At 67.7% G+C, this 24953-nt stretch carries 25 protein-coding genes, 2 tRNA genes and 1 pseudogene; 15 read left to right on the plus strand and 13 right to left on the minus strand.

The features are described 5' to 3' along the window. Window positions 1-13 precede the first annotated feature (13 nt). A complete protein-coding gene (locus ACWF7A_RS11340) occupies window positions 14-658 on the plus strand; it encodes a TetR family transcriptional regulator (RefSeq protein WP_452250334.1) in 645 nt (214 codons plus the stop codon). A 4-nt stretch (window positions 659-662) separates the two neighbouring features. Here ACWF7A_RS11340 and ACWF7A_RS11345 read toward each other — a convergent pair whose 3' ends face one another. After that, window positions 663-1844: an amino acid deaminase/aldolase gene (locus ACWF7A_RS11345; RefSeq protein WP_452250335.1), complete on the minus strand. Its 1182-nt coding sequence runs from the start codon at window positions 1842-1844 to the stop codon at window positions 663-665. A gap of 74 nt (window positions 1845-1918) precedes the next feature. On the opposite strand from ACWF7A_RS11345, the gene ACWF7A_RS11350 reads away from it, so the two are divergent. Beyond that, window positions 1919-3214: a D-arabinono-1,4-lactone oxidase gene (locus ACWF7A_RS11350; RefSeq protein ID WP_452250336.1), complete on the plus strand. Its 1296-nt coding sequence runs from the start codon at window positions 1919-1921 to the stop codon at window positions 3212-3214. A gap of 413 nt (window positions 3215-3627) precedes the next feature. Here ACWF7A_RS11350 and ACWF7A_RS11355 read toward each other — a convergent pair whose 3' ends face one another. The 4 genes from ACWF7A_RS11355 to ACWF7A_RS11370 form a co-directional block, all read right to left on the minus strand. Further along, window positions 3628-4284: an NAD(P)H-binding protein gene (locus ACWF7A_RS11355; RefSeq protein ID WP_452250337.1), complete on the minus strand. Its 657-nt coding sequence runs from the start codon at window positions 4282-4284 to the stop codon at window positions 3628-3630. Window positions 4285-4344: 60 nt separating this feature from the next. After that, entirely contained in the window at window positions 4345-4962 is a 618-nt protein-coding gene (locus tag ACWF7A_RS11360; RefSeq protein WP_452250338.1) for a hypothetical protein, read from the minus strand. A 315-nt stretch (window positions 4963-5277) separates the two neighbouring features. Continuing rightward, a complete protein-coding gene (locus ACWF7A_RS11365; protein WP_452250339.1) occupies window positions 5278-6054 on the minus strand; it encodes an NADP-dependent oxidoreductase in 777 nt (258 codons plus the stop codon). A gap of 125 nt (window positions 6055-6179) precedes the next feature. Further along, window positions 6180-6262: transfer RNA gene (locus tag ACWF7A_RS11370), tRNA-Leu, on the minus strand. A gap of 126 nt (window positions 6263-6388) precedes the next feature. On the opposite strand from ACWF7A_RS11370, the gene ACWF7A_RS11375 reads away from it, so the two are divergent. Genes ACWF7A_RS11375 through pknB form a run of 7 tightly spaced genes read left to right on the plus strand, consistent with a single transcriptional unit; the run spans window position 6389 to window position 16044 of the window. Then, window positions 6389-7645 carry a DUF3662 and FHA domain-containing protein gene (locus ACWF7A_RS11375; RefSeq protein WP_452250340.1) on the plus strand — a complete coding sequence of 419 codons (1257 nt, stop codon included), beginning with the start codon at window positions 6389-6391 and terminating at the stop codon, window positions 7643-7645. 49 nt (window positions 7646-7694) lie between these two features. Continuing rightward, on the plus strand, window positions 7695-8156 hold the full coding sequence (locus ACWF7A_RS11380; RefSeq protein ID WP_030465595.1) for an FHA domain-containing protein FhaB/FipA: 462 nt from the start codon (window positions 7695-7697) through the stop codon (window positions 8154-8156). Then, complete coding sequence (locus tag ACWF7A_RS11385; RefSeq protein ID WP_452250341.1) at window positions 8153-9577, plus strand: PP2C family protein-serine/threonine phosphatase; 1425 nt, start codon at window positions 8153-8155, stop codon at window positions 9575-9577. The genes ACWF7A_RS11380 and ACWF7A_RS11385 overlap by 4 nt, the downstream gene beginning before the upstream one ends. Window positions 9578-9580: 3 nt before the next feature. Next, the gene (locus ACWF7A_RS11390; protein WP_452250342.1) at window positions 9581-11047 is read left to right on the plus strand and encodes an FtsW/RodA/SpoVE family cell cycle protein; all 1467 of its coding nucleotides are present in this window, start codon (window positions 9581-9583) and stop codon (window positions 11045-11047) included. Further along, a complete protein-coding gene (locus ACWF7A_RS11395) occupies window positions 11044-12516 on the plus strand; it encodes a peptidoglycan D,D-transpeptidase FtsI family protein (protein WP_452250343.1) in 1473 nt (490 codons plus the stop codon). Before ACWF7A_RS11390 ends, ACWF7A_RS11395 begins: the two co-directional genes overlap by 4 nt. After that, on the plus strand, window positions 12516-13988 hold the full coding sequence (locus ACWF7A_RS11400; RefSeq protein WP_452250344.1) for a protein kinase domain-containing protein: 1473 nt from the start codon (window positions 12516-12518) through the stop codon (window positions 13986-13988). The genes ACWF7A_RS11395 and ACWF7A_RS11400 overlap by 1 nt, the downstream gene beginning before the upstream one ends. A gap of 55 nt (window positions 13989-14043) precedes the next feature. Then, window positions 14044-16044 (plus strand): Stk1 family PASTA domain-containing Ser/Thr kinase, encoded by a 2001-nt coding sequence (gene pknB, locus ACWF7A_RS11405; protein ID WP_452250345.1) that lies wholly within the window; start codon window positions 14044-14046, stop codon window positions 16042-16044. A gap of 69 nt (window positions 16045-16113) precedes the next feature. Here pknB and ACWF7A_RS11410 read toward each other — a convergent pair whose 3' ends face one another. Beyond that, window positions 16114-16755: an aminodeoxychorismate/anthranilate synthase component II gene (locus tag ACWF7A_RS11410; RefSeq protein WP_452250346.1), complete on the minus strand. Its 642-nt coding sequence runs from the start codon at window positions 16753-16755 to the stop codon at window positions 16114-16116. A gap of 77 nt (window positions 16756-16832) precedes the next feature. Here ACWF7A_RS11410 and ACWF7A_RS11415 point away from each other — a divergent pair, with 77 nt between their 5' ends. Beyond that, complete coding sequence (locus ACWF7A_RS11415) at window positions 16833-18176, plus strand: FAD-dependent oxidoreductase (protein WP_452250347.1); 1344 nt, start codon at window positions 16833-16835, stop codon at window positions 18174-18176. A 102-nt stretch (window positions 18177-18278) separates the two neighbouring features. After that, window positions 18279-18734: a hypothetical protein gene (locus ACWF7A_RS11420; protein ID WP_452250348.1), complete on the plus strand. Its 456-nt coding sequence runs from the start codon at window positions 18279-18281 to the stop codon at window positions 18732-18734. Here ACWF7A_RS11420 and ACWF7A_RS11425 read toward each other — a convergent pair. Beyond that, a complete protein-coding gene (locus ACWF7A_RS11425; protein ID WP_452250349.1) occupies window positions 18721-18876 on the minus strand; it encodes a hypothetical protein in 156 nt (51 codons plus the stop codon). The genes ACWF7A_RS11420 and ACWF7A_RS11425 overlap by 14 nt on opposite strands. Further along, on the minus strand, window positions 18876-20033 hold the full coding sequence (locus ACWF7A_RS11430; RefSeq protein ID WP_452250350.1) for a class E sortase: 1158 nt from the start codon (window positions 20031-20033) through the stop codon (window positions 18876-18878). Before ACWF7A_RS11430 ends, ACWF7A_RS11425 begins: the two co-directional genes overlap by 1 nt. Before the next feature lie 238 nt (window positions 20034-20271). On the opposite strand from ACWF7A_RS11430, the gene crgA reads away from it, so the two are divergent. Both crgA and ACWF7A_RS11440 read left to right on the plus strand, forming a co-directional pair. Continuing rightward, complete coding sequence (gene crgA, locus ACWF7A_RS11435) at window positions 20272-20538, plus strand: cell division protein CrgA (protein ID WP_030465604.1); 267 nt, start codon at window positions 20272-20274, stop codon at window positions 20536-20538. A gap of 234 nt (window positions 20539-20772) precedes the next feature. Next, window positions 20773-21168, plus strand: a complete 396-nt coding sequence (locus ACWF7A_RS11440) for a PH domain-containing protein (RefSeq protein WP_452250351.1) — start codon at window positions 20773-20775, stop codon at window positions 21166-21168. A gap of 7 nt (window positions 21169-21175) precedes the next feature. On the opposite strand, the gene ACWF7A_RS11445 is transcribed toward ACWF7A_RS11440, so the two are convergent. Together ACWF7A_RS11445 and ACWF7A_RS11450 are read right to left on the minus strand one after the other, a co-directional pair. Then, window positions 21176-22093: a rhomboid family intramembrane serine protease gene (locus tag ACWF7A_RS11445; protein ID WP_452250352.1), complete on the minus strand. Its 918-nt coding sequence runs from the start codon at window positions 22091-22093 to the stop codon at window positions 21176-21178. Then, the gene (locus ACWF7A_RS11450; protein ID WP_452250353.1) at window positions 22090-22638 is read right to left on the minus strand and encodes a peptidylprolyl isomerase; all 549 of its coding nucleotides are present in this window, start codon (window positions 22636-22638) and stop codon (window positions 22090-22092) included. The genes ACWF7A_RS11445 and ACWF7A_RS11450 overlap by 4 nt, the downstream gene beginning before the upstream one ends. 94 nt (window positions 22639-22732) lie before the next feature. On the opposite strand from ACWF7A_RS11450, the gene ACWF7A_RS11455 reads away from it, so the two are divergent. Continuing rightward, window positions 22733-23299 carry a hypothetical protein gene (locus ACWF7A_RS11455; protein WP_452250354.1) on the plus strand — a complete coding sequence of 189 codons (567 nt, stop codon included), beginning with the start codon at window positions 22733-22735 and terminating at the stop codon, window positions 23297-23299. A 1-nt stretch (window position 23300) separates the two neighbouring features. Here ACWF7A_RS11455 and ACWF7A_RS11460 read toward each other — a convergent pair whose 3' ends face one another. Then, window positions 23301-23834: a DUF2020 domain-containing protein gene (locus ACWF7A_RS11460; protein ID WP_452250355.1), complete on the minus strand. Its 534-nt coding sequence runs from the start codon at window positions 23832-23834 to the stop codon at window positions 23301-23303. A gap of 108 nt (window positions 23835-23942) precedes the next feature. On the opposite strand from ACWF7A_RS11460, the gene ACWF7A_RS11465 reads away from it, so the two are divergent. After that, window positions 23943-24338 carry a DoxX family protein gene (locus ACWF7A_RS11465; RefSeq protein WP_452250356.1) on the plus strand — a complete coding sequence of 132 codons (396 nt, stop codon included), beginning with the start codon at window positions 23943-23945 and terminating at the stop codon, window positions 24336-24338. A gap of 226 nt (window positions 24339-24564) precedes the next feature. Here ACWF7A_RS11465 and ACWF7A_RS11470 read toward each other — a convergent pair. Next, window positions 24565-24637 (minus strand) — tRNA-Ala (locus ACWF7A_RS11470). 41 nt (window positions 24638-24678) lie between these two features. Next, window positions 24679-24798, minus strand: a pseudogene (locus ACWF7A_RS11475) (DLW-39 family protein); the annotation flags it as partial. Window positions 24799-24953: the final 155 nt, after the last annotated feature.

A 24953-nucleotide genomic window follows, 5' to 3' on the forward strand; every position in this document is an offset into this window, starting at 1 on the left:
TGCAACGGGCAAGATGGAAGTACCCGAACTACTGGGAGTCGCCGTGACGAGCACCACCCCGCTTCGCCGCCAGCCCGTCCAGCAGCGCAGCGCCAAAAGAGTCGAGCGGATGCTCGAGGCCTGCGCCACCCTGATCGACGAGGTGGGCTACGACGGCGTCACCACGACGTTGATCGCGGAGAGAGCGGGCGTAGCAGTCGGTTCGCTCTACCAGTTCTTCCCCGACAAGAGAGCCGTCGTGCAGGCGCTGACCCTGCGCAACGTCGACAAGTTCTCCCAGGGCATCACCGAACGGCTCGAGCAGGCGACGCTCGAGCACTGGTGGGACGCCGTGGACACGGTGTTCGACGTCTACGTGACGATGCACCGCGAGATCCCCGCGTTCGGGAAGCTCCACTTCGGTGACGTCGTGGACATGCGACTGCTCGACGACCGCCGCGACAACAACGCCGTCATCTCCGACAAGATCTCGGAGCTGATCTCCGGCAAGTTCAGCATCCCGTTCGGCGAGGTCGGCCTGCCGATCGCGATCGCCGTCGAGGCCGCGGACGCCGTGCTGAAGATGGCGTTCCGGAACAACCCGACGGGCGACCAGGCGATCTTGATCGAAGCGAAGGCGCTGGTCAGGGGCTACCTGTCGTCACGCCTGCCGGCCTAGGCACCTAGCCGAAGTTGTGGCGCTCGCCGCGGTACGTGGGCACGGTGCGCTCGATCCGATCACCGTGCACCAGGTGCACCTCGTCGAACCGCTCGAACAGCTCCCCCGCCTTGGCGTGCCGCATCCAGACGCGGTCGCCGATCTGCAGGTGCTCCGCCGCCCTGCCGGTGACCGGCGTCTGCACCTCGCCCGCGCCCTCGAGCCCGAGCGTCTTCAGCCCGGCCGGCAGGTACGGCGACGGCTGGCGGTCGGGCGTGGGCGTGCCGGACGCGATGTACCCGCCGGCGAACAGCGTGGCCACCCGCTTGGTCGGCTTGCGCACCACCGACAACGCGAACAGCGCGGCCGGCTCCGGCGTGAACGCCTGGTAGGCGTCGAACAGCGTCGGCCCGAAGAGCCCGGACCCAGCCGCCAACTCCGTCACCGAGGGGTCAGACCCGGTCAACTCCAAGCTCCCGGTGCCACCACCGTTGACGAACTCCAGATCGGCGACCTGCCGAACGGCGCTGACGACGGCCGTTCGCCGCTGCACGAGCTCGGGCCCGGACTTGGACTGGATGAACCGGATCCCGATGGCCCGGAACGGCTGCCCGGGCGGGTTGTCCCCGAGCCCCGCGATCTGCCCCTCGTAGGCCATGACCCCGACGAGCTTGAACCCGGTGCGCCGCACGATCTTCGCGGCCAGAGCCTTCGCCTGCGCCGGCGTGTGGATCGACGACCGCCGCGGACCGATGTGGACACCGGGCAGCGGCCGCCAGGACACGTCGAGCTCCAGGCACACCCGGATGTCGGCGTGCGGCCCGATGGCGGCGTCGACGAAGTCGAGGTGCTCAACGGAGTCGACCATGATCGTGACCCGCTGCCGGGCGGTCTCGTTCGCAGCGAGCTTCTGCAACGACGCCCTGTCAGCAGTCGGATAAGCGACAAGCAGGTCTTCGCTGACGTTCTGCTCCGACAACCACAAGGCCTCAGCCAGCGAGTAGCACATGACCCCGGCGTAACCGGGCCGTTCGAGGGCCCGGCTCACCAGTTCCCGAACCCGGATCGACTTGCTCGCGACCCGGATCGGATGACCGGCAGCGCGACGGGCGAGGTCCGCCGCGTTGTGGTCGAAGGCATCCAGGTCGACGATCGCGAACGGAGGATCCAGATCCTTCGTCGCGGCATCGAGTCGAGTTCTGCGCATGCCCTGACGGTACGTCCTGAACCCTTGAAACGTGAAGAGCTTTCACTTACGTTACTCGCAGGTCACACTCTCTCGTGGAGGTTCGCGTGTGGACGAACTGGGCTAAAACGGCTTCGTGCACGCCAACGCGCGTAGTCCACCCGTCCAGCACGGACGAGATCGCGGCAGCAGTCCTGGCCGGCGGCCGAGTCCGCGCAAGGGGCAGCGGCCACTCGTTCAACGACATCGCAGTGGCCCCGGAAACCGCCCTGGACCTGGACCGCTGGACCGGAATAGTACGCGCGGACGCGGAAACCGGCCTGGTCACAGTCCGCTCCGGCACCCCGCTGAGCACCTTCAACGCGGACCTGCACCGCCTGGGCCTGGCCATGCCGAACCTGGGAGACATCGACGCCCAGACAGTGGCGGGCGCGGTCTCCACCTCGACCCACGGCACAGGCGGCAAGCTGGGCGTGCTGGCCACAGCGATCCACGAGCTGGAACTGGTCCTGGCCGACGGCTCAGTGGTGACCTGCTCCCGCACAGAACGCCCGGACCTCTTCAACGCGGCACGCGTAGGCCTGGGCGCCCTGGGCATCATCAGCACCCTGACTCTCCAGTGCGTCCCGGCCTTCGTCCTGCAGGCCCAAGAGTCCCCAGGCCGCCTGGACGCGGTGATGGAACAGTTCGACGACCTCTGCGCAGTGGAGGACCACGTCGAGTTCCACTGGTTCACCCACTCGGACCGCGTGATCCTCAAGCGCAACAACAGGATCACCGAAGAGGCCCGCCCACTCTCCAAACTCCGCCAGACCTGGGAGTACGAGGTGATGGAGAACGCCGCCTTCGGCGCCGTCACCAAGGTGGCGAAGACCTTCCCCCGCTACACCAAGCGCCTCAACGAACTCTGCGGCTCCCTGATCTCGGAACGCTCCTACTCGGACTACTCGCACAACGTCTTCGTGACCCCACGCCGAGTCCGCTTCGTGGAGACCGAGTTCTCCATCCCCCGCGAGACCCTGATGGACGTCCTCAAAGAACTCCGCACGGTGGCCGACAAGCTGGGAGAGCGCGACCACCTGATCGTCCCGTGCGAGGTGCGAGTGGCCCAGGCAGACGACATCTGGCTGTCCACGGCAAACGGCAGAGACACCGCCTACATCTCGATGCACCAAGCACTGGGCATGCAGTACAAGGCGTTCTTCGACGCGTACGCGAGCATCGCGGCGTCAGTAGGAGGCCGCCCGCACTGGGGCAAGATGCACGACCTGACGGCAACAGAACTACGCCCGCTGTACCCACACTTCGACGACTTCCTACGGGTACGCAACGAGGTAGACCCCAACAGAACCTTCACCAACCAGTACCTGGACCGAGTGCTGGGCGCCTGACCAACGCGAAGCCGAAGGCGAGCCGTCCTTAGCAAGAGCTATGGGCGGTGGGGTCCCATCACGAGTCGCGCCACAGCTCTTGCTGCATGCAGGTAGGGGTGTCAACTCGACACGCTTTTCGTCGAGTTGACACCCCTACCTGCATGTGGCCCGCTCTTGGCTCGGCTTGTGATGGGACCCCACCGCCAACGCCACCCAGCTACGAAACAGGCAGCCGCTCAAAGCAACAGGCGTGCCATCTACCCGCCGGCAGCGCTGGCCCCCTGATCAGATTGCCGGGGGTCTGGGGGCAGAGCCCCCAGGGGAAGCACGCAACAGCAACCCGCCGCACGCAACAGCAACGAACGCTGACGCAGGCGTCCCCCCGAATCGGGAACCCCTACATCACAACGTACTCAGCAGATCCGACAAGATCAGAGAACAGCCCGAACAGCCTCAGCAACAGGCGTGGACCCGTTCACCAACTCCAACGTCTTCCCAAAAGTCCCAGGCGCCTCGAGCATCTCCGCCAACACAGCAGCAACATCAGCCCGAGTGACCGAAGCCCGAGGCAACCGAGGCGGAGCCAAGGTGACCAGCCCGGTCGGTGCGTCATCGACCAACGGCCCTGGCCGAAGAATCGTCCAGTCGAGATCCCGCGACCGAAGATCCTCCTCGGCAAGCTTCTTCGCCTTCAGGTACACCGCGAACGAAGCATCCACCTCAGGCGAGTCAGCAGCCTCGATCCCCACCGTGGACACCTGGAGAAACCGCCGCACCCCCGCCTCCACAGCAGCGGAAGCGAACAAAGCGGCGGCCCCGTAGTCCACGGTGTCCTTGCGGGCAGCACCAGATCCAGCGCCTGCACCGGCGGCGAACACGGCCGCATCAGCACCGTTCAAATACGCGGCGACCGAGTCCAACTCCTCGGACTCCAGGTCGCACAACACCGGAACGGCTCCGGCTTCCTGCACATCACCAAAATGATCGGGGTTCCGGACCAGTGCGGTGGCGGCGTGTCCACGGGTGGCCAGCTGCTGCTCGAGGAGCAACGCGATCTGCCCGTGTCCGCCGGCTATGACTACTCGCATGACCCGACCGTAGATCAGTGAACCGTGCCCGGCACGACTCGCGATCGGCGAACCGGAGGATCAGGAAGCGGTGGCGAGGATCTGCTCGTAGACCATTTCGTTGACCCAGCGCGTGATGGCGGTGTCCTCGGAGGGCACGTTCTCCTGGCGACCGGACACGTCGACCGAGAGGTCCTTCTCATCGTCGGCCAGCAGAACGGAGACGCCGTAGCGACGGACGCGCGGCAGGCAGTTCGCGAGGTAGTCGTGCGAGAAGGCGACCGACTCGGGGAGGACGACCGCGGCGTTGCCGTAGCGGGCGAAGGGCACCGCGGAGGCCAGTGCGGTCCTCCAGTGGCGGGCGACGGCCAGGACTCCGACGATGCGCACGGCGGCCGGCGGCACGCGGCCTTCCATCTCCGGCCACACCCACGTGGAGACGGTGGTCTTGTCGGCCTCGGGGCTCGCGCCCACGCACACGCGCTCGGCGTGGGCGTCGGCCAGGAGCTCCGCCACGACGACGACCTTGCGGCCCATGAGGACCATTTCGGGGAGAACCACGCCGTGCCAGCCGAGGCGGATCGCCGCAGCGGCTGCCAACTCCTCGACGGACGCGGGCAGTTCCGGAACCGGGACCGGGGTGGTCGACAGACCGTTCGAGCTGTCGAGTGCCGCGATCCTTGCTGGGGTGCTGCTCACGCCAGTGCCTCCTCGTCACCCGCGGCGGGAGATCCGCCGCGTTTCGACTCGTGCTCTGGATAAGAATTAGCAGGAAGCGCGCGGCCCGCCCCCAGGTCACAGGACCCCCTGCGATCGACGGCGCCGACCGGTCGGTGACCGGTCGGACAGTGGCGAGGGGAGTTCGGTCCTACGGTGCTGCCGTCTGGGTGACGTTAATCCGGATGGACGCACCAAAAAGGCTGCTCAAAGTGGGTGCGCCAGGCGTGGCGGCAAAAAGCCGGTCAGCGGTACCGGTCACCGCCTGCCGACCGTTCACCGCGCCAGAACGACCACCTACATGATGATCACTGTTTTACCGGGCCCGTGACCTGCGAAAACGTCGGTCGCATCACGCAACGGCACGCGCCGGGCGATCGGTACTTCCAGGTCACCCGCCTGCACCAGGGACGCCAGTCGCCCCAGTGCTTCCCGTGACCCCTTCATGCCGAAGTTCTGGGCGGGATCAGCGGAGACGTAGTTGGTGTTGAAGGCCAACGGCGCGTAGCGCGCGTTCTCCTCGAACGACGAACGGTCGGCGCTCACGAGGTCGATGAGCGCGTCGGCCTCGACGAGCGAGTCGCCGCGGCCGATGGGGATGACCCGCTTGCCGGCCGCACGGGCGATCTGGACCGCGAACGACCCGACGCCGCCCGTGGCGCCGACGACGAGCACGGATTGCGCGGTGCCGAGCGACTCGACCAACTGCAATGCGGTCATTCCCGCGGTCGGCAATGCGGCGGCAACGGCGGGATCGAGGCCTTCCGGGATCGGAGCCAACGCGTTCTCCGCCGGAACTGTGACGTACTCGGCGTATGTTCCGCCGCCGACGGGACGGTGGAAGAAGGTGCCGAAAATCCTCTCTCCAGAACCTTCGACCTCACCCGCACCATCAGTTCCGGGAACAAGGGGGAACCGGTGGGGCGCGGAACCGCGGAGCATCCCGTTCACGACTTTGCGGTCGAACGGGTTCACGCTCGCCGCGAGGAGCCGAACGAGGAGCTGACCAGGCTCGGGCGCAGGCCGGGGAATCTCGACGAGCGCGAGCTCGGCACCGAAGTCAGCCGCGGCCATCGCCCACATGGCGCCCCCCGAACGAGTGACAGACATCACCTGTTGGATCAAGGAATCCGATCCTGCCGATCAACGAAAGAACCCCCCTCGCGATTTCCGCGAGAGGGGTTCTCTCTGTCTTTCGATGGGCAAGGGGGGAGTTGAACCCCCACGTCCTTTCGGACACACGGACCTGAACCGTGCGCGTCTGCCATTCCGCCACTTGCCCCTGGAGACGTTGGGAACACTAGCACGCGTCCAAACCAGGTTCCTAATCGCCCCCTGTAGGCCTGGTCGTACCCGGATACGATCGGTACAGGAGCCCGGCCGTGCGGGACGAGTGGAGGGAGTCGACATGGGCCTGCAACGCTTCGAACGCAAGCTGGAAGGTCTGGTCGGCAACAGCTTCGCGCGCGTGTTCGGCGGCAGCGTGGTGCCCCAAGAGGTGGCACAGGCACTGCAACGGGAGGGTGACAGCAACATCCGCGAACTCGCGGGTGGCAGACTGCTAGCCCCCAACCACTACAAGGTGCTGCTCGGGCCTCAGGACCACCAACGTCTTGCGGGCGACGAGCAGGATGAACTACGCATCACACAGCTTCTCGCAGAGGGCCTGCGAGAGCACCTGGCCGAGTCCGGATGGGATACCTATGGTGACGTCGTAGTCTCCCTGGAGCGCTCCGAGGCGCTGCACACCGGACAGTTCCGAACCAGCTCGTCCGTCGACCCCGACGTGAAAGCGGCCAGCCGACGGTCAGCACCACCTCGCACCGCAGGAGACCGATCCATGAGCCAGCCACCCGGCTACGGACAAGGACAGGGCCAGCCCGGCCAGGACCCTTATGGTCAGGGCGGCTACGGCCAGCAGGGCTACGACCAGCAGCAGCAGGGCTATGACCAGCAGGGTTATGGCCAGCCGCAGGGTTACGGCCAGCAAGGACAGGACCAGGCCTACGGCCAGCAGGGCTATGGCCAGCAGGGCTACGACCAGGGCTACGGCGGCGGCCAGCAGGGCGGCGGCTACGACCAGGGTTACGGCCAGCAGCAGGGCTACGACCAGGGTTACGGCGGCGGCCAGCAGCAGGGCTACGGCCAGGACCAGGGTTACGGCCAGCAGCAGGGCTACGGCCAGCAGGGCTACGACCAGGGCTACGGCGGCGGCCAGCAGGGCGGCGGCTACGACCAGGGTTACGGCCAGCAGCAGGCCGGCGGCTACGACCAGGGCTACGGCCAGCAGCAGGGTTACGGCCAGCAAGGCGGCTACGACCAGGGCTACAACCAGGGCGGATACGCCCCGCCGGCCACTCAGGGCGCGAACCGTCAGCTCAACGCGACGCTGCACCTCGACGACGGATCCAACCGGACGTACAACCTGAAGCAGGGTGGAAACGTCGTAGGACGTGGGCAGGAAGCCGACTTCCGCCTCCCGGACACCGGAGTCTCCAGGCGCCACCTGGAAATCTCCTGGGACGGGCAGAATGCGATGCTCGCTGATCTCGGTTCGACCAACGGCACCACGGTGAACGGAACGCCAGTGCAGACTTGGCAGCTCGCGGAGGGCGACGTCGTCCGCATCGGCCACTCGTCACTGGTCTACCGCACCGCGGGCTAGGTCGGTACGGGCGTCGGTAAGCAACTCAAGGCAGGAGCGGTTACAACCGGTGCCAGAGCTGGTGATGCAGCTGACCAGAGCGGGCTTTCTCGTGCTCCTCTGGCTCTTTGTGCTGGCCGCCCTACGTGTGGTCCGCTCTGATCTCTACGCAGCCTCAGGGCTCCGGGCATCAGGTCTGCCCGGATTCCGGAGGTCCGAGAAGTCGGCGAGGGGAAGCAAGGCGCCTCGGCAACTCGTGGTCACCCACGGGGCGCTCACAGGCACCCGCATCTCACTCGACGGCAGGCCGATCCTGATCGGCCGCGCTGACGACTCCACTCTCGTGCTGGACGACGACTTCGCGTCGACCAGGCACGCGAGGCTGTCCATGCGCGGTACCGACTGGTACGTGGAGGACCTCGGCTCCACGAACGGCACCTACCTAGACCGAGCCAAGGTCACCGCACCCCTGCGTGTACCCCTCGGCACCCCGATCCGCATTGGCAAAACGGTGATCGAGCTGCGCTCATGACCTTGGTTCTTCGATACGCGGCCCGCAGCGACAGGGGCCTGGTTCGCGCCAACAACCAGGACTCCGTGTACGCGGGCCCTCGCCTGCTCGCAGTAGCCGACGGCATGGGTGGCCACGCCGCCGGTGAAGTCGCGAGCAAGGTGGTCATCGCCTCGCTGGCCCACGTCGACGACGACGAGCCCGGCGACGACCTCCTCGGCAAGCTGCGCGACGCGGTCGCGAGTGGCAACGGCGCCATCTCCGAGCTCGTGACGAGCGACCCGGACCTGGAGGGCATGGGCACCACGCTCACGGCCATCCTGTTCGCGGGCAACCGCCTCGGTCTCGTGCACATCGGCGACTCGCGCGCGTACCTCCTCAGAGACGGCTCCTTCGCGCAGATCACGCACGACGACACGTTCGTCCAGTCGTTGATCGACGAAGGCAGGATCACCCCGGACGAGGCCGCCACGCACCCGCAACGCTCGTTGCTGCTGCGTGCACTCACGGGGCACGACTTCGAGCCCAGTCTCACGGTGCGCGAGGCGCGTGCCGGCGACCGGTTCCTGCTCTGCTCGGACGGTCTGTCCGGTGTCGTGAGCCTGGAGACGCTCGACGAGGCGATCCGGATCCCCGATCCGCAGGCCTGCTCCGACCGCATGATCGAGCTCGCGCTCAAGGGCGGCGGTCCCGACAACGTCACGGTGATCGTGGCGGACGTCGAGGACGTCGACTTCGGCGACGACTACCCGATCGTCGGCGGCGCGGCGGGTGACGGCAGCGAGGAGCACAACACTCCGCCGGACTCCGCGGCCTCCCGGGCAGCGACGTTGACCCAGCAGCGCCCGCCCATGCCCCAGCGCATGGACGCGCCGCCCCCTCCCCCGCAGGATCCGAAGCGCAAGAAGCGCAACGCCATCAAGGCGTTCGCGATCATCTTCGTGCTTCTCCTGCTCACGGGTGTCGTGGCGGTCGGCGGCAAGCTGTGGCTCAACACCCAGTACTACGTCGGAGCCACCGAGGACGGTCAGGTCGCGATCTTCCGCGGCCTCAACGGCACCGTGCTCGGCTTCAAGCTGTCGTCCAAGGTCGAGGACTCGTGCCCGCCCGGTTCCACGGGCTGCACCCCGATCACGCTCAAGGACCTGCAGGAAGCCGGCCGGAAGACCATCACCGCGGGCATCCGCAGCGACAACGGTCTCGACGGCGCCCGCGCCGCGGTCCGGTTGCTGCGCACCGAGCACATGCTGCCGCTGTGCAAGGACACCTCGTCGACGTCGAGCACCAGCACGACGCCCACGACGCCGTCCAGCACGCCCGGCACCAGCTCGTCGAGCACGCCGCCCGCGAACGGTTCCCCGAACCCGGAGACCGGTTCCACCGAGCCTTCGCTCACCCCCTCCCAGCAGAAGCCGGGTGTGGAATGCCGGGAGGGTCCGTAGTTGATGGGCTCGCCCGCCCCCACCGGGGAAGGCTCAGCGTCAGTGGCGACGAACACGTCGCCAGGGCTGAAGGCGCCGACGCGACGCGGCACCGAACTGGTGATGCTGTCGTTCGCCGCCGGTCTCGTGACGCTGGCACTGATCCTGGTCGAACTGAACCAGGAGCGCTCGCTGAGCCTGAGGATCCTCTACCTCGGTCTCGCGTACCTCGGTCTCTTCGCGTGTGCCCACCTCGCCGTGCGCAGGTGGGCGCCGTACGCCGACCCGGCGATCCTGCCGTGCGTCGCGCTGCTCAACGGGCTCGGCCTGGTGACCATCCACAGGATCGACCTCGCCATGGAGGGCACCGTCTTCCCGGACGGCTCGACGTGGGACCCGGTGGCGTTCAAGCAGGTCGTCTGGACCGCCATCGGGTTGCTGATGTTCGCCGCCACGCTGAAGTTCCTGCCGGACCACCGCATGCTCGCGAGGTTCGGCTACACCTTCGGCCTCGTCGGTCTCATCGCGCTGATGCTCCCCGGTGTGCTGCCGGGCTTCATCGCGCCCGAGATCAACGGCGCGAAGATCTGGCTGCGCGTCGGCCCGTTGTCGTTGCAGCCAGGTGAGTTCGCCAAGATCCTCCTGATGGTCTTCTTCGCCGCGTTCCTGGTGTCGAAGCGGGACCTCTTCACCGTGGCGGGCCGCCGGTTCCTCGGCATGGACCTGCCCCGCGCCCGTGACCTGGGCCCGCTGTTCGCGGCCTGGGGCGTCACGGTCGCGGTCATGGTGCTGCAGAAGGACCTCGGCTCCTCGCTGCTGTTCTTCGGCATCGTGCTCGTGCTGCTCTACATCGCCACCGAACGCGCGGCCTGGGTCGTGCTCGGTCTCGGCATGTTCGCCGGCGGCGCCATCGTGGCGTGGAAGCTCTTCAACCACGTGCAGCAGCGCGTCGCGAACTGGCAGGACCCGATCGCGCGCTACGAGGTGCTCGGCGGCGGTTACCAGATCTCGCAGTCGCTGTTCGGTCTCGCGACCGGCGGCATCGGCGGTGCGGGCCTCGGCGCCGGCCGTCCGGAGATGATCCCCGAGGCGAACACCGACTTCATCACCGCCGTGATCGGCGAGGAGCTCGGGTTCGTCGGCTTCGCGGCACTCCTGCTGATCTACATGGTCTTCGCGCTGCGCGGCCTGCGCAGTGCCATCTCGGTGCGCGACAGCTTCGGCAAGCTCCTGGGCGGCGGTCTCGCGTTCGCGGTCTGCTTCCAGGTGTTCATCGTCGTCGGCGGTGTCACGAAGCTGATCCCGATGACGGGTATCACCGCGCCGTTCCTGTCCTACGGCGGTTCGTCGCTTCTCGCGAACTACATCCTGGTCGCGTTGCTACTGCGAATTTCTGCGGCGGCACGGGCCCCGCAGCGGATCGCGAAGCCGAAACCGCAGCAGCCGGCCATCGCCGACCAGCACACTGTGATGGTGGAGCGTCCCAAATGAACACACCGCTCCGCCGCGTCGGCATGGCCATGATGGTGATGATCCTTCTCCTCATGGGCAACGCCACCTGGGTGCAGGTCATCAACGCCGACGAGTGGCGCAAGAACCCGTACAACCGCCGGGTGCTGCTCGACGAGTACGCCCGCAAGCGCGGTCTGATCACGGTCGCCGACGGCACGGTGATCGCGGACGTCAAGGAGACGAGCGACCGTCTCCGGTTCCTGCGCACCTACGGCGCCGGCCCGGCCTACGCGCCCGTCACCGGCTACCTGTCGGTCACCTACGGCACCTCCGGCATGGAGCGCGCCGAGAACGACCTGCTCAACGGCTCGGACGACAGGCTGCTCGCGCGCCGCATCTCCGCGCTGATCACCGGCCGTGACCCGGTCGGCGGCAACGTGCAGCTCACCCTGAACGCCAAGGTGCAGCAGACCGCGTACGACCAGCTGACGGCGAAGGGCTTCACCGGCTCGGTCGTCGCGATCAAGCCGGACACCGGCGAGATCCTCGCGATGGCGAGCACGCCGTCCTACGACCCGAACCTCCTCGCGAGCCACGACGCGAACGAGCAGGCGACGGCGTGGAAGAAGCTCAACGCCGAAGGCTCGGGCGACCCGCTGGTCAACCGCGCGACACAGGCCCTCTACCCGGCCGGCTCGACGCTGAAGGTCGTCGTGGCCGCGGCCGCGCTCGCCGACGGCAAGAACAAGGACACGCAGTACACGGCCAAGGGCTCGATCACGCTGCCCGGCAGCCAGACGCCGCTGCCGAACTTCAACGGCACCCCGTGCGGGCCCGGCGAGACGGTGTCGATGGAGACCGCGCTCGCCAAGTCGTGCAACACGGCGTTCGGTGAGATGGCCGGTCAGCTCGGTGCGAACAAGCTGCGCCGCCAGGCCGAGAAGTTCGGGTTCAACGACCCGGACCTCACGGTGCCGCTGGCCGTCGAGACCTCGACGCTCGGCCCGATCCCGGACGACGCGTCGCTCTACCAGACCGGCATCGGCCAGCGCGACGTGCAGATCACGCCGCTCGAGAACGCGGTGATCGCGGCGACGATCGCGAACAACGGCAAGCGCATGCAGCCGTACCTGGTGTCGAAGGTCCTCGGGCCGGACCTCAAGTCGATCGACGACACCGAGCCCGACGAGATCGAGTCCGCGATGAGCACGGCGAACGCCAACGCCCTGCGCGACATGATGATCCAGTCGGAGATCAACACCGGTGGCGAGGGCCGCCTGCAGAACGTGCAGGTCGCGTCCAAGACCGGTACCGCCGAGCACGGCGCCGACGTCACGAAGAACAAGCCGCACGCCTGGTACATCGCCTTCGCCCCGGCGCAGAAGCCGGAGATCGCCATCGCGGTCATCGTGGAGGACGGCGGCGACCGCGGTCTGGGCGCCACCGGTGGCAAGGTCGCCGCTCCGATCGGGCGCGCCGTGATGAACGCGTACCTGGCAGGCCGCTGATGCTGACCACGGGCCAGCTCCTCGCCGACCGCTACCGCCTCACCAGGCGGATAGCGGTCGGTGGCATGGGAGAGGTCTGGGAGGCGGCGGACGACAGGCTCGACCGCCGCGTCGCGGTGAAGGTGCTCAAGGCGGAGCTCTCCGGAGATCCCGAGTTCCTGCACCGCTTCCGCGTCGAGGCGCGGATGACGGCGTCGCTCAACCACCCCGGCATCGCGTCGGTGCACGACTACGGCGAGACCGCGTCGATCGCGGACGGGCCGGAGGACACGGCGTACCTGGTGATGGAGCTCGTCGAGGGCGAACCGCTCGCGACGATCATCTCCCGCGGCCGGCTGACCGCCGAGGTCACGCTCGACCTGCTGGAGCAGACCGGGAACGCGTTGCAGGCGGCCCACGAACGCGGGCTCGTGCACCGCGACGTGAAGCCCGGCAACATCATGGTCACGCCGTCGGGGAAGGTGAAGATCACCGACTTCGGCATCGCGAAGGCCGTGGACGCGGCACCCGTGACGCGGTCCGGCATGGTGATGGGCACCGCGCACTACATCGCCCCCGAGCAAGCTCTTGGCGGCGAGGCCGAACCGGCGAGCGATGTCTACTCGTTGGCTGTGTGTGGCTACGAGTGCCTGGCCGGTCACCGGCCGTTCCTGTCGGACAACGCCGTGACGGTCGCGATGATGCACATCCGCGACATCGCGCCGCCGTTGCCGCCGGACGTCCCGCCGGGTGCGCGGGCGTTGATCGAGGCGACCCTGGTGAAGGACCCGAGGCAGCGCTACCGGACCGGTGGCGAGTTCGCGGCGGCCGTCAGCGCGGTGCGGGTGAACCAGCCGCTGCCGACGCCGTCCGGGTTCTCGATGCCGCCGTCGATTCCGCAGCAGGTCGTGCAGGCGCCTCAACCGCCGCAGGTGTCGCAGCCGCTGCCGATCCCGCAGCAGTCGCCGCACCACCCCACGGGTCCGGTGCGGACGATCACCCCCCATCCGCCGCATCAGACGGGCATGCAACCGGCGCACCAGGCCGGAACGTTCACTCCCATGCCGACACCACCGGGGAGAAACCGGACCGTCGTCTGGGTTATGGTCGCTGTCCTGGTGGCAGTTCTGCTGGTGGTCGGCGTGGTCGTGCTGTGGAAGCTGACCGGCGAGCGGAACGACAGCACCGGGCAAGGCGGCCGGCCGACGACGTCCAGCACGGCGAACCCGAACGCCCCGGCGAACGGTCAGTCGAAGCCCGACTCCGCGGACCGGGTACCGGGCAGCCAGCCGATGCGGATCAACGAGGACGACTACATCGGCCGTTCCGGGGACGCGGTCAGCATCGATCTGATCGACCACGGTCTGGTGCCCAAAGTGCAGAGCGCGCAGGGCACAGCGCCGGGCGACTTGAAGAATTGCCGGGTCACCGCCATCGCGCCGACAGGCGAGGTGCCGGTCGGCTCGCAGGTGAAGGTGACGTGCGCGCCATGAGCAAGACCAGAACCGAGTTCGGAACACCGTCGACGAGGAGCGGGACGAAGCACCGATGAGCACTCCGCGACTGCTCTCAAACCGCTACGAACTGGGTGAGACTCTCGGGTACGGCGGCATGTCCGAGGTCCACAAGGGGCGGGACGTCCGCCTCGGCAGAGACGTGGCGATCAAGGTGCTGCGGGCCGACCTCGCCCGTGACTCCCAGTTCCAGGAACGTTTCCGGCGTGAGGCGCAGAACTCCGCCGCCCTGAACCACCCGGCGATCGTCGCCGTCTACGACACAGGTGAGACGCAGACCGAGTACGGCCCGTTGCCGTACATCGTGATGGAGTTCGTCGACGGGCGAACGCTGCGCGACATAGTGAAGACGCAGGGCCCGCTGTCCGGCAAGCGCGCCATGGAGGTCATGGCCGACGTCTCGGCCGCACTCGACTTCAGCCACCGGCACGGCATCGTCCACCGCGACGTGAAGCCGGCGAACGTGATGATCACGAAGTCGGGCGCCGTCAAGGTGATGGACTTCGGCATCGCCCGCGCGCTGCACGACGGCCAGGCCGCGGTCACCCAGACCGCCGCCGTCATCGGCACGGCCCAGTACCTGTCGCCGGAGCAGGCGCGCGGCGAGTCCGTCGACGCCCGTTCCGACGTCTACGCCGCCGGCTGCGTGCTGTTCGAGCTGCTGACCGGGGAGCCGCCGTTCACCGGTGACTCGCCCGTCGCGGTCGCGTACCAGCACGTGCGGGAGGACCCGAAGGCTCCGTCGCAGCTGAACCCGAAGGTGTCGCCGCAGCTCGACGCGATCGTGCTGAAGGCGATGTCGAAGGGTCCGGCGAACCGCTACCAGTCGGCCGCGGAGATGCGCGCCGACCTGGTGCGCGTGCTGTCGGGTCAGCGTCCGTCCGCGCCCGCCGTGATGACGGCCGAGGACCGCACCGCCGTGATGAACGAGCAGGCGGCGGCCCGTCCGGCCAGGACGCAGGTCGTGTCCGGCGGCAGGCACCGCCCGGCGGCGTTGAAGTCGGAGCCGGACGACGACTACGACCCGATCGCCGACGAGGAAGAAGAACGTCGCGCGCGGCGCAAGAAGGCCATCATGATCACGCTCGTGGTGATCCTGTGCGTTGCCGTCCTCGGCCTCGCCGCGTGGATCACCAAGAACGTGATGGACACCGGCAACCAGGCGGTGGAGAAGGCCTCGGTCCCGTCGATCGTGGGCCTGAGCCCGTTGGAAGCCAAGGAGAAGGTCCAGAAGGCCGGTCTCGTGGCGGTCCAGGAGGACGTGGCCTGCGAGCCCGGTGCGAACGGCGCCGCCGCCAGGTGCAACGCCGACCAGATCAACAAGGTGATCGCCAGCAACCCGCAGGAGGGCACCCAGCTCACCAGGGGCGGGCAGGTCACCATCTCCGTCGGCGCGCCTCCCGGTGAGGGCACCGTCCCCGACCTGAAGGGCAAGACCGCCGCGGAGGCCCAGGGGATCCTGGACAAGGACCCCAACGGCTTCAAGCTGCAGCAGGGCGAGTCCGTCGAGGTCGATGACGCGTCGAAGGCCGGCAAGGTCGCGCAGCAGAACCCCGAGGTCGGGCTGAAGCTGAAGAAGGGCGGCACGATCAGCATTCAGCTCGGCAAGGCGCCGGACAAGGTGAACGTGCCGGGCGTGCTGAACGACGACCAGGACGACGCTCGCCAGACCCTGGAGGGTTCCGGCTTCAAGGTCGTCATCACCCCGGTCGACAGCGCGAAGCCCGAGGGCACCGTCCTCACGCAGAACCCGCAGGCCAACTCCAAGGTCGAGAAGGGTGCGACGGTCACGCTGACGGTCTCGAAGGGCAACCAGCTCGAGATGCCGGACCTCGTTGGCCTGGAGCAGAAGGAAGCCGAGCAGAAGCTCAGGGCGTTGGGCTGGAACGGTTCCTTCAACGTCGAGAAGGTCCAGAACAGCGACCCGACGAAGCGCGACAAGGTGCTCACGCAGCAGATCGCCCGGGGCACGGCGATCACCCGGGGCACCGCGGTGAACGTCACCGTGGCCCAGCTCGGGATCGGCGGAAGCTGACCCGCGGAACGTGAAAGGGCGGCTTCCCAACGGAAGCCGCCCTTTTCTTTTGCCAGAAGCCTTCGTGCGTCAGAGGCGCGCGGCCGCGGCGAGCGTGCGCATGCCGTTCTCGAGCGTCGCGACCGTCGACTCGGGAACCTCGAAGCCGCAGACCTTCAGCCAGTTCGCGAGCATCCGGTGGCCGCCGTCGGTCAGCACCGACTCGGGGTGGAACTGCACACCCTCGACCGGGAGCTCCTTGTGGCGCATGCCCATCACGATGCCGGTCTCGGTCTTGCCGGTGACCTCGAACTCCGCCGGGATCGTCTCCGGCAGCACCGTCAGCGAGTGGTAGCGCGTCGCGATGAACGGCTGCGGCACGCCGGCGAGAACGCCCTTGCCCTCGTGGAAGACGATGCTCGTCTTGCCGTGCAACAACTCGGGCGCGCGGTCCACCGTGCCGCCCCAGACGACGCCGATGGCCTGGTGGCCGAGGCACACGCCGAAGACGGGTTTGCCGATGTCGGCGCACTTCTTGATGACGTCGATGCTCGCGCCCGCGCGCTCCGGTGTACCGGGGCCGGGGCTGACGAGGACACCGTCGACCTTGTCGATCTCGTCGAGGTCCACCTCGTCGTTGCGCCTCACGACGCACTCCGCACCCAGCTGAGCCAGGTACTGGACCAGGTTGTAGACGAAGCTGTCGTAGTTGTCGACCACGAGCACGCGCATGGAGAGAGCCTAGTCGGTCGAGTCGAGTGAGTTAGCTCTCGTCTCCATGCAGGTAAGGCTACCCTAAAATAGGTGTCATGAGTCGCCCCTTGCGCGTCGCCATCGTCGGCGCTGGACCGGCAGGCGTGTACGCCGCCGACATCCTCACCAAGTCCGACGTCGACGCGCAGATCGACCTCTTCGAGAAGCTCCCGGCGCCCTACGGCCTGGTCCGCTACGGCGTCGCGCCCGACCACCCGCGCATCAAGGGCATCGTCACCGCCCTGCAAAAGGTGCTCGACCGGCCGTCCATCCGCTTCTTCGGCAACGTCGAGTACGGCGTCGACATCAAGCTCGACGACCTGCGCCAGTTCTACGACGCCGTCATCTTCTCCACGGGCGCCATGGCCGACCGCGCCCTCGACATCCCCGGCATCGACCTGCCCGGCAGCTTCGGCGCCGCGGACTTCGTGTCCTGGTACGACGGCCACCCCGACGTGCCGCGCACCTGGCCGCTGACCGCGAGCTCCGTCGCGGTGCTCGGCGTCGGCAACGTCGCCCTGGACGTGGCCCGCATCCTGGCCAAGACCGCGGACGAGCTGCTGGTCACCGAGATCCCGGCGAACGTCCACGAGGGCCTCGCGTCCTCCCCCGTCACCGACGTGCACGTCTTCGGCCGCCGCGGCCCGGCCCAGGCCAAGTTCACGCCGCTGGAGCTGCGCGAGCTCGACCACTCGCCGAACGTCGAGGTCATCGTCCACGCCGAGGGCATCGAGTTCGACGAGGCCTCGATGCACGCGATCAGGACCAACAAGCAGGTCGAGATGATCGTGAAGACCCTGCAGGAGTGGGCGATCCGCGACGTCGGCAACCGGCCCCGCCGCCTGCACCTGCACTTCCTGGAGGCGCCGGTCGAGGTCCTCGGCACGTCGAGCGTCACGGGCCTGCGCACCGAGACCCAGGAGCTGACCGGCGACGGCAACGTCCGCGGCACCGGCGTCTTCACCGACTGGGACGTCCAGGCCGTGTACCGCGCGGTCGGCTACCTCTCGACGCACCTGGCCGACATCCCGTTCGACCACGTCTCGGGCACGATCCCCCACCTCGCCGGCCGCGTGCTCGACCTCGACGAGGTGCCCATCCCCGGCGTCTACACGACCGGCTGGATCAAGCGCGGCCCGATCGGCCTCATCGGCCACACCAAGGGCGACGCCCTGGAGACCATCACCAGCCTGCTGGAGGACGCCGCGGCGCTGCCTGCCGCCACGTCGCCCTCGCCCGCGTCGGTGGTCGAGTTCCTGGAGCAGCGCGGAGTGCCGTTCGTGACGAACGAGGGCTGGAGCCGACTCGACGCGCACGAGATCGCGTTGGGCGCGGCGCACGGCCGTGAGCGCGTGAAGGTCGTGTCGCGCGAGGAGATGACCGCCGTCTCGAACGGCTGAGAACCTGAACGGCTCGAAGGCCGTTCCTCGATGGAGCCGCCATCGCGTGATCGCGATGGCGGTTTCACTCTTTTCGGTCGCGCAGGCACGGACACTGGTCCTGTGAACGCAGAGCTCCGCAAGCGCTTGGTCCGCCTCAACGCGGACCTCGCGGACAACTCGACCGACCCGGAACGGGCCGTGTGGCTCGCGTGCGACCTGCTGGTCGCGGGCCTCGCCTCCCCCGCCCTTGCGGAGCTCGCCGGTGAGTCACCCTCACAGCTCGTGGAGCGGGACGCCGACGTGCTGGTCGCGCAGGTGCTCGCCGAGCTCGGCATCACGCCGATGTCCGAGGAGGAAGCCGACTGGTACCTCGGCCGTGAGACCGCCCTCCAGGTCGTCGCCGGGACACCGCGTGCCGAGTGGAACGACGGGGTCTGGCGCATCACCCAGAGGATGAACGACGAGGAGGACGGCGTGTACCGGGCGCTGGCCAGGTACAACACCGACACCGAGCCGTTCCTCGGCTACGTCCGCGAGTACCTGCGCCTCGCCGAGGAGCGGCTCACTGGGTCGTGACGTTGTTGAACGGCAGCAGCGGCTCCGCCCACGGGAACACCACGAACATCAGCAGCGCGACGATGCCCACGACCAGCACGACCGCCTCGGCCACCCGCAGGTACAGCGGGCCCGGCAGGTGCCGCCAGATCCAGCCGTACATCAGCCCTCCGTCATCTCTGGCGGCACGAAGCCGTCGGCCACCGGGTAGCTCTTGGTCTCGATGGCGTGCACGATCAGCCGCTGCTTGTCGGAGAAGCGCGGGTGGCAGGTCGTCAGGGTGAGCAGGCGGGCCTGCTTGTCGACGGGCACGGTGGTGCCCACCTGGTGCGGGATCGGCGCGATGACCTCGCCCTGGGTCGGCACGACGATCTCCTGGCCGACGGTCTTGGCGTAGGCGTCGCCGAAGGTCGTCGACAGCGGGGCGACGCCGGCGCAGGCGGCTTCCTTCGACTTCGGGTTGCTGGCCCACCCGGCGACCTCGTTGCTCATCGGCAGCACCCGGTAGACGAACCACTGGGTCTGGGTCTGCACGACGATCGAGTTGCACGACTGCAGCAGGTCGAGGTCGTTGAACGGCGCGCCCTTGCCGACGCGGTGGCCGGCGATGGAGAAGTTGCCCCCCTCGCCCGGCTGGGCGGTGTCCTTGTAGTGGCCGGGGCCGATCTCGAGGTGCTTGTCCGTGGTGCCCTCGACGACGGAGAACTTCCAGTCGTTGCCGAAGACCGGGATGTACATCTTCGCGAAGGCCTTGCCCTCGATGAGGTTGAGCTGCGACTTGCGGTTCGGGTCGGCCGGGGGCGGCGTCACGACGTTCGAGCTCCACTCGGAGTCGAGCGCGGCGGTCGCGTCCTGCTGCTTCTCCGCGGAGAGCAGGTCGGTCACGTAGACCTCGTAGACGACGAACAGCAGCACGACCAGGCCCATCGTGATGAGGGCTTCGCCGAAGCCGCGCACGGTCTTGCGCGCGAGGCTGTCCGGCGGCGGGGCGTCCTCGGCCGCAGGCTCGTCGTCGTAGTACTCGTCATCGTCGTAGTACTCGTCGTCGTAGTCGTCCTCGACGCGCGGGATCACCTCGGTGGGCGGGTCGACCGGGCGGGGACGCGGGGGCATCGGCCTGCGGGGCATTCCGCCCGGCGGCGTTCCGGGAGGCGGACCGGGACGGCCCGGCTGCGGCACTCCGCGCGCGGGCGTGCCCGGCGGCGGGCTCTGGAACGGCGGCGGCGAGAACGGCGGGGGCTGACGACGCTGCGCCTGGCCGTTCGGCGGCAGGCTGCCGGAGAACGCGCTGGTGAACTGGGTCGCCTCCGGCGGCGGCACAGGGTGGGGAGAAGGAGTGGCCCGCACGTGCTGCAGGTCATCACGACGAGGTACAGGACGCCGTGGAGGCGGCTGCTGGGGTCCCGAGTTCACCTGAGAACCTCCGCACGGACTGTGAACTGAAAACAACTGCGTCTGCAAGGTGGTTCGCTGACCACCGTCGCTACGTTAACGTGTCTACCGAGTAGTGCACGTAAACTCGCGTCACTCACGGATATCCACGTCAGGCGAGGACAGCATGCCCAAGTCGAAGGTCCGGAAGAAGGCGGTCTACACCGCACCCACTGACCGCCGCACGCCGGTCAAGGTCAAGGCAGCGGGGCCGTCTCACCCGGTCTACGTCGTTGTCATGCTCGGCTTCATGCTGCTGGGCCTCGCGTGGCTGGTCGTCAACTACATCGCGGCCGAGAAGATCCCGTTCATGCTCGAGCTGGGCGCGTGGAACTTCGCGATCGGGTTCGCGCTGATGATCATCGGCCTGCTGATGACGATGCGCTGGCGCTAGGCGCTCGGCAAGTCACTGTTCGTAGAGGTCGGCCTGGACGTCACACGTCCGGGCCGACCTTTGTTTGTGCCTGGTTCATCTGGTTCATCCGAGCGTCACCGAAGCACACAGCTGTAAGTCATCCCCATTGGGGACAAGTCCTGTGGACAACTTTGCACCAAAATGCACAAGCGACGGTTTTCCCTCATGCGGACCCGTTCGGTTGTCCACAATTCATGCGGGACACTCGACAGTGTGACTCGAACCTGGTCCACGCCCGTCCCCCTGGTCGCCGTCGCGTGGGTGGTCGCCCTCGCTCTCGCCGTCGCGGCGTTCGTCGCCGACGACAACGCGGGCCGTCTCCTCATCGGACTGGCAACGCTGCTGGTCATCGGCCTCGCGGCGTTCGCCACGATCGCCCGGCCGAGGCTCACCGCGGACGCCGAGGGCCTGTCCGTGCGCGGGTTCACGGGCACGACGCTGCTGCCGTGGCACGAGGTGAAGGTGAAGCTGCAGACCACCCGCCGGCTCGGCAGGGAACAGCAGACGTTGGAACTCGACGCCGACGACCGTCTCGTGGTGCTCACGAGACTGGACCTCGGCGCCGACCCAGAAGAAGTCGCCGGAGTACTGCACGCGCTGCGGCCGTGAAACAGTTCTAGCGACAGGTCCTGGCGTACTCGAGGACGAGTTCCGCCGCTGTGTCGAGTTCGGAGGCACGCAACACGAACATGACTCCGAGCAACAACGCGGCCGCCGCCACAGCACCGATCTGGTAGGCGTTGCGGTTCTTCTGCGGCGCCCTGACCAGCGCGAGCGTCAGCAGGCCACCGATCACGAACCCGCCGAGGTGCCCGAGCAGCGAGGCGTTGGTGAAGAGGTTCGACACCAGGTTGATGCCGACGACCACGAGGATCGTCGAGATGTCCCGCTTCTGCCGCTTGAACACGATCAGCAGCGCGCCCATCAGGCCGAACACCGCACCGGACGCGCCGGCGAGCTGCTGGCAGACGGTGCCGAAGTAGAACGCCGCCGCACTGCCGCCGAGCAGCGACAGGAAGTACACGGCGCTGTACCGCAGCCTGCCCAGCTCCTGCTCGACCACCGGACCCACCACGAAGAGCGCCGCCATGTTGAGCGCGAGGTGGATCAGGCCGAAGTGCATGAAGCCCGACGTGAGGATGCGCCACCACTCACCGTTGGCGGTGAGCTCCGGGATCATCGACGTCGCCGTGAACAGGCCGGCCCGCTGGTTGTTCATCGGGCTGCCGGACTGGAAGACCGTGACCACGTACGCGACCACGTTGAGCGCGATCATCACCTGCGTGATGATCGGCCGGCCGGTCGAGACCACCGCGCCCGCGGACGTGCGAGCTTGGCGGACCGAGCGGGCGCCCTCGTTCACGCAGTCGACGCACTGCATGCCGACCGAGGCGTCGCGCAGACAGTCCGGGCACGCCGGACGGTCGCACCGGGAGCAGCGCAGCCGGGTGGGCCGATCGGAATGACGCACGCAGACCGGGAGGTCCGGCTGTGCTCCGATCGGCCCGTCCGGTGGCACGGGGGCGTTGCTCACGCGCGTTCGATCGTGATCCGCTCGATCTTGATGTCGTTGACCGGACGGTCGCCCGCGCCGGTCGTGGTGTTGCCGATCGCGTCGACGACGTCGCGCGACTCCTGGTCCGCGACCTCACCGAAGATCGTGTGCTTGAAGTTCAGCCACGTCGTCGGTGCCACGGTGACGAAGAACTGGGAGCCGTTGGTGTTGGGCCCGGCGTTCGCCATCGCGAGGATGTACGGCTTGTTGAACTGCAGTTCGGAGTTGAACTCGTCCGCGAAGCGGTAGCCGGGGCCACCGCGGCCGGTGCCGGTCGGGTCACCGGTCTGGAGCATGAAGCCCGCGATGACGCGGTGGAACAGGGTGCCGTCGTAGAACGGACCCGACTTGGTACCGCTCGCGTTCGCCTCGGTGTAGTCCTTGGTGCCCTCGGCGAGCCCGACGAAGTTCGCCACCGTCTTGGGGGCGTGGTCGGGGAACAGGTTGATGCGGATGTCGCCCTGCGTGGTGTGCAGGGTCGCCGTCACCTTGGTCCCGACGAAGGATTCGTTGCTGTCAGCCACCACCCCATCGTGCCATCACAGGCGCCGATGTTCAGAAAGGGGCACGATGGGTACACCTGTTGACATCACCGGACGACAACGTGTGGAGCTGAGGATGGACGAGGTGGACGTCATGACCCGAGCCGGCGAGAACGTTGGCAAGGCTGTCGGCACCGGTCTGAAGGCCGCGCGTCAGGGAGTCGTTCGCGCTGGTCACGTCGCCGAGGCCAAGCTGGCCGACCGCGGCATCACAACGGACCAGGTTCGCGGCGCACTCGTTGAGCGGGCGGACACGCTCATGGGCAAGGCCGAGGACTGGGAGAAGCAGACGCGCCGCTCGCGCAAGCGCCTCGCCAAGAAGAGCGCGAAGACGCGAGCCGACCTCATGAGCAAGGCCGAGGTCGTGCGCAAGGAAGTGAAGAAGGCGGCCAAGGGCGCCCGCAAGGACGCGAAGGTGCGCGCCAAGGAGATCCGCAAGGCCGCGGCCCAGCTCGGTGCGGACGCACCGAAGCGCCGCCGCTGGCCGTGGGTGCTCGGTCTGCTGATCGCAGCCGCGGCTGCCGGCTATGTCGCCATGACGCGCAGGCCGCAGGAAGTGCACCTGCAGGAAGAGGAGCAGGTTCCGCACGCGGAGCCCGTCCTCAACGGGCAGGTGCCCTCCCAGAAGGAGCCGATCAAGTAGGTCAGAGCTTCAGGCCCTTGATCGCCTCCTCGGCGATCCGCCGGGCTTTGATCGACTGCTTTTGATTGCTAGTGACGACCACAGCGGCGTCGTTCTTCGCCACGGCGTAGACGACGCCGCTGTCGTTGTTCACATACCCTCCGGTCCAGCCGGTGGGCGAGTTCGCGGGCTGTGAACCGTCCGGCGCCGCCTCGTTCACGATGAGCTTCGCCACGCTCTCGGCACCCACGTACACCCGCACGGTCAACTGGATCTCCGTTGCCGTGGCGTAGAAAAAGCACGCTGGGTGAGGTTCGTCCGTTGACAGTTTCACTTTGGGTACACGCTGGCCGTTGGCCTCGGCGACGAAACCGGTCGCGAGGTACGGGCAGGTGCCGTCTTTCACGGGCTGGGGCGCGGGCGGCACTGTCGGAGCCGCGCTGGTCGTGGTGGTGACCTGCTTGGTCTGGGTCGTCGGCACCGGCGCGTTCTGGGCCTCAGGGGTGCCACACGCGGCGAGGACGCCGAGCAGGGGCAGCAACAGTGCTCGTTTCATAGGGGCAACAGTCAACCAGATACCAAAAGCACCTTGAGCGGCACACTCTAAATTGGTCCATACCTTTTGTGTCCTGCCCCCTCCCCCGCGCCTCGGAAGGACCCGATCATGGAGTTCCTGGAGCAACGACGAGAGCACGCCCTCGCGCTCTTCCGCATCATCATCGGCCTGCTCTTCGTGTTCCACGGGGTGCAGAAGCTGTCCAAGGGCGTCGAGCTGCTCTCGTGGCCGTCCGGCCCGATGGCACTGATCGAGCTCATCGGTGGCGGCCTCATCATCATCGGTCTGTGGACCCGCTGGGCGGCGCTGCTCAGCTCCGGCGCCATGGCCTACGCCTACTTCGTGGTGCACCAGCCCAAGGCCCTGCTCCCGATCGAGAACGGCGGCGAACTGGCGGCCATCTACTCCTGGGCCTTCCTGCTGCTCGCCTTCACCGGAGCCGGCGCCTGGAGCATCGACGCCCTCCGCAAGACGCCGAAGAAGTCCCTCGCCGCCGCAGCCTGATCGGCGCGACGGCGTGACGCCCAGCAGAACGCACTGAAGCCCTCGCTCGCAGCGCCGCGAACGAGGGCTTCAGCCATTGAGCACTGATGGGGCCTGCCAACGCCGAAGGCGAGGCGGCCGGGGGTCCGGGGGCAAGTCCCCGGCGTGGGGCTTGGGGGCTCGGCCCCCAAAAAACACTCGGAACGTAAAAGGCTCGCGCTCTTTGCGAGCACGAGCCGTCGATACGTGGAGACGAGGGGAATCGAACCCCTAACCCCCGCCTTGCAAAGGCGGTGCTCTGCCAATTGAGCTACGTCCCCGAGCCTGAGGGCGGCGGAACCACCCGTCAGAGCGAAGATCAGTCGGTGGGAGCGGTGGCCTCGCGCCACAGGTCCGCGTCGGCCTTGGCCGAACGGCTGCGCTTCACGAAGAACAGGACCGCACCGGCGACCACGACGAGTGCGATGATCTTCTTAGCCACTTCGAATCCCTCCCAAGGACCAGAAAAGTAAGCGACCCCACCACGTTACAGCAAGGCGACGGCCGCCGAGCGATCAACTGTGATGGGGGGTTCCGGAGGCTTGCCCCCGGTAGGGGATCTGAAGGCCTGGCCTTCAGACAAAGAACTGTGATTCA

The sequence above is a fragment of the Lentzea sp. NPDC055074 genome (assembly GCF_053608005.1).

Excerpts from the sequence above, each read along its gene's own strand:
- ACWF7A_RS11340 (WP_452250334.1), top strand. The coding sequence starts at position 14 with ATGGAAGTACCCGAACTACTGGGAGTCGCCGTGACGAGCACCACCCCG.
- ACWF7A_RS11345 (WP_452250335.1), bottom strand. The coding sequence starts at position 1,844 with ATGCGCAGAACTCGACTCGATGCCGCGACGAAGGATCTGGATCCTCCG.
- ACWF7A_RS11355 (WP_452250337.1), bottom strand. The coding sequence starts at position 4,284 with ATGCGAGTAGTCATAGCCGGCGGACACGGGCAGATCGCGTTGCTCCTC.
- ACWF7A_RS11365 (WP_452250339.1), bottom strand. The coding sequence starts at position 6,054 with ATGGCCGCGGCTGACTTCGGTGCCGAGCTCGCGCTCGTCGAGATTCCC.
- ACWF7A_RS11375 (WP_452250340.1), top strand. The coding sequence starts at position 6,389 with ATGGGCCTGCAACGCTTCGAACGCAAGCTGGAAGGTCTGGTCGGCAAC.
- ACWF7A_RS11385 (WP_452250341.1), top strand. The coding sequence starts at position 8,153 with ATGACCTTGGTTCTTCGATACGCGGCCCGCAGCGACAGGGGCCTGGTT.
- ACWF7A_RS11390 (WP_452250342.1), top strand. The coding sequence starts at position 9,581 with ATGGGCTCGCCCGCCCCCACCGGGGAAGGCTCAGCGTCAGTGGCGACG.
- ACWF7A_RS11395 (WP_452250343.1), top strand. The coding sequence starts at position 11,044 with ATGAACACACCGCTCCGCCGCGTCGGCATGGCCATGATGGTGATGATC.
- ACWF7A_RS11400 (WP_452250344.1), top strand. The coding sequence starts at position 12,516 with ATGCTGACCACGGGCCAGCTCCTCGCCGACCGCTACCGCCTCACCAGG.
- pknB (WP_452250345.1), top strand. The coding sequence starts at position 14,044 with ATGAGCACTCCGCGACTGCTCTCAAACCGCTACGAACTGGGTGAGACT.
- ACWF7A_RS11410 (WP_452250346.1), bottom strand. The coding sequence starts at position 16,755 with ATGCGCGTGCTCGTGGTCGACAACTACGACAGCTTCGTCTACAACCTG.
- ACWF7A_RS11415 (WP_452250347.1), top strand. The coding sequence starts at position 16,833 with ATGAGTCGCCCCTTGCGCGTCGCCATCGTCGGCGCTGGACCGGCAGGC.
- ACWF7A_RS11425 (WP_452250349.1), bottom strand. The coding sequence starts at position 18,876 with ATGTACGGCTGGATCTGGCGGCACCTGCCGGGCCCGCTGTACCTGCGG.
- crgA (WP_030465604.1), top strand. The coding sequence starts at position 20,272 with ATGCCCAAGTCGAAGGTCCGGAAGAAGGCGGTCTACACCGCACCCACT.
- ACWF7A_RS11455 (WP_452250354.1), top strand. The coding sequence starts at position 22,733 with ATGGACGAGGTGGACGTCATGACCCGAGCCGGCGAGAACGTTGGCAAG.
- ACWF7A_RS11460 (WP_452250355.1), bottom strand. The coding sequence starts at position 23,834 with ATGAAACGAGCACTGTTGCTGCCCCTGCTCGGCGTCCTCGCCGCGTGT.
- ACWF7A_RS11465 (WP_452250356.1), top strand. The coding sequence starts at position 23,943 with ATGGAGTTCCTGGAGCAACGACGAGAGCACGCCCTCGCGCTCTTCCGC.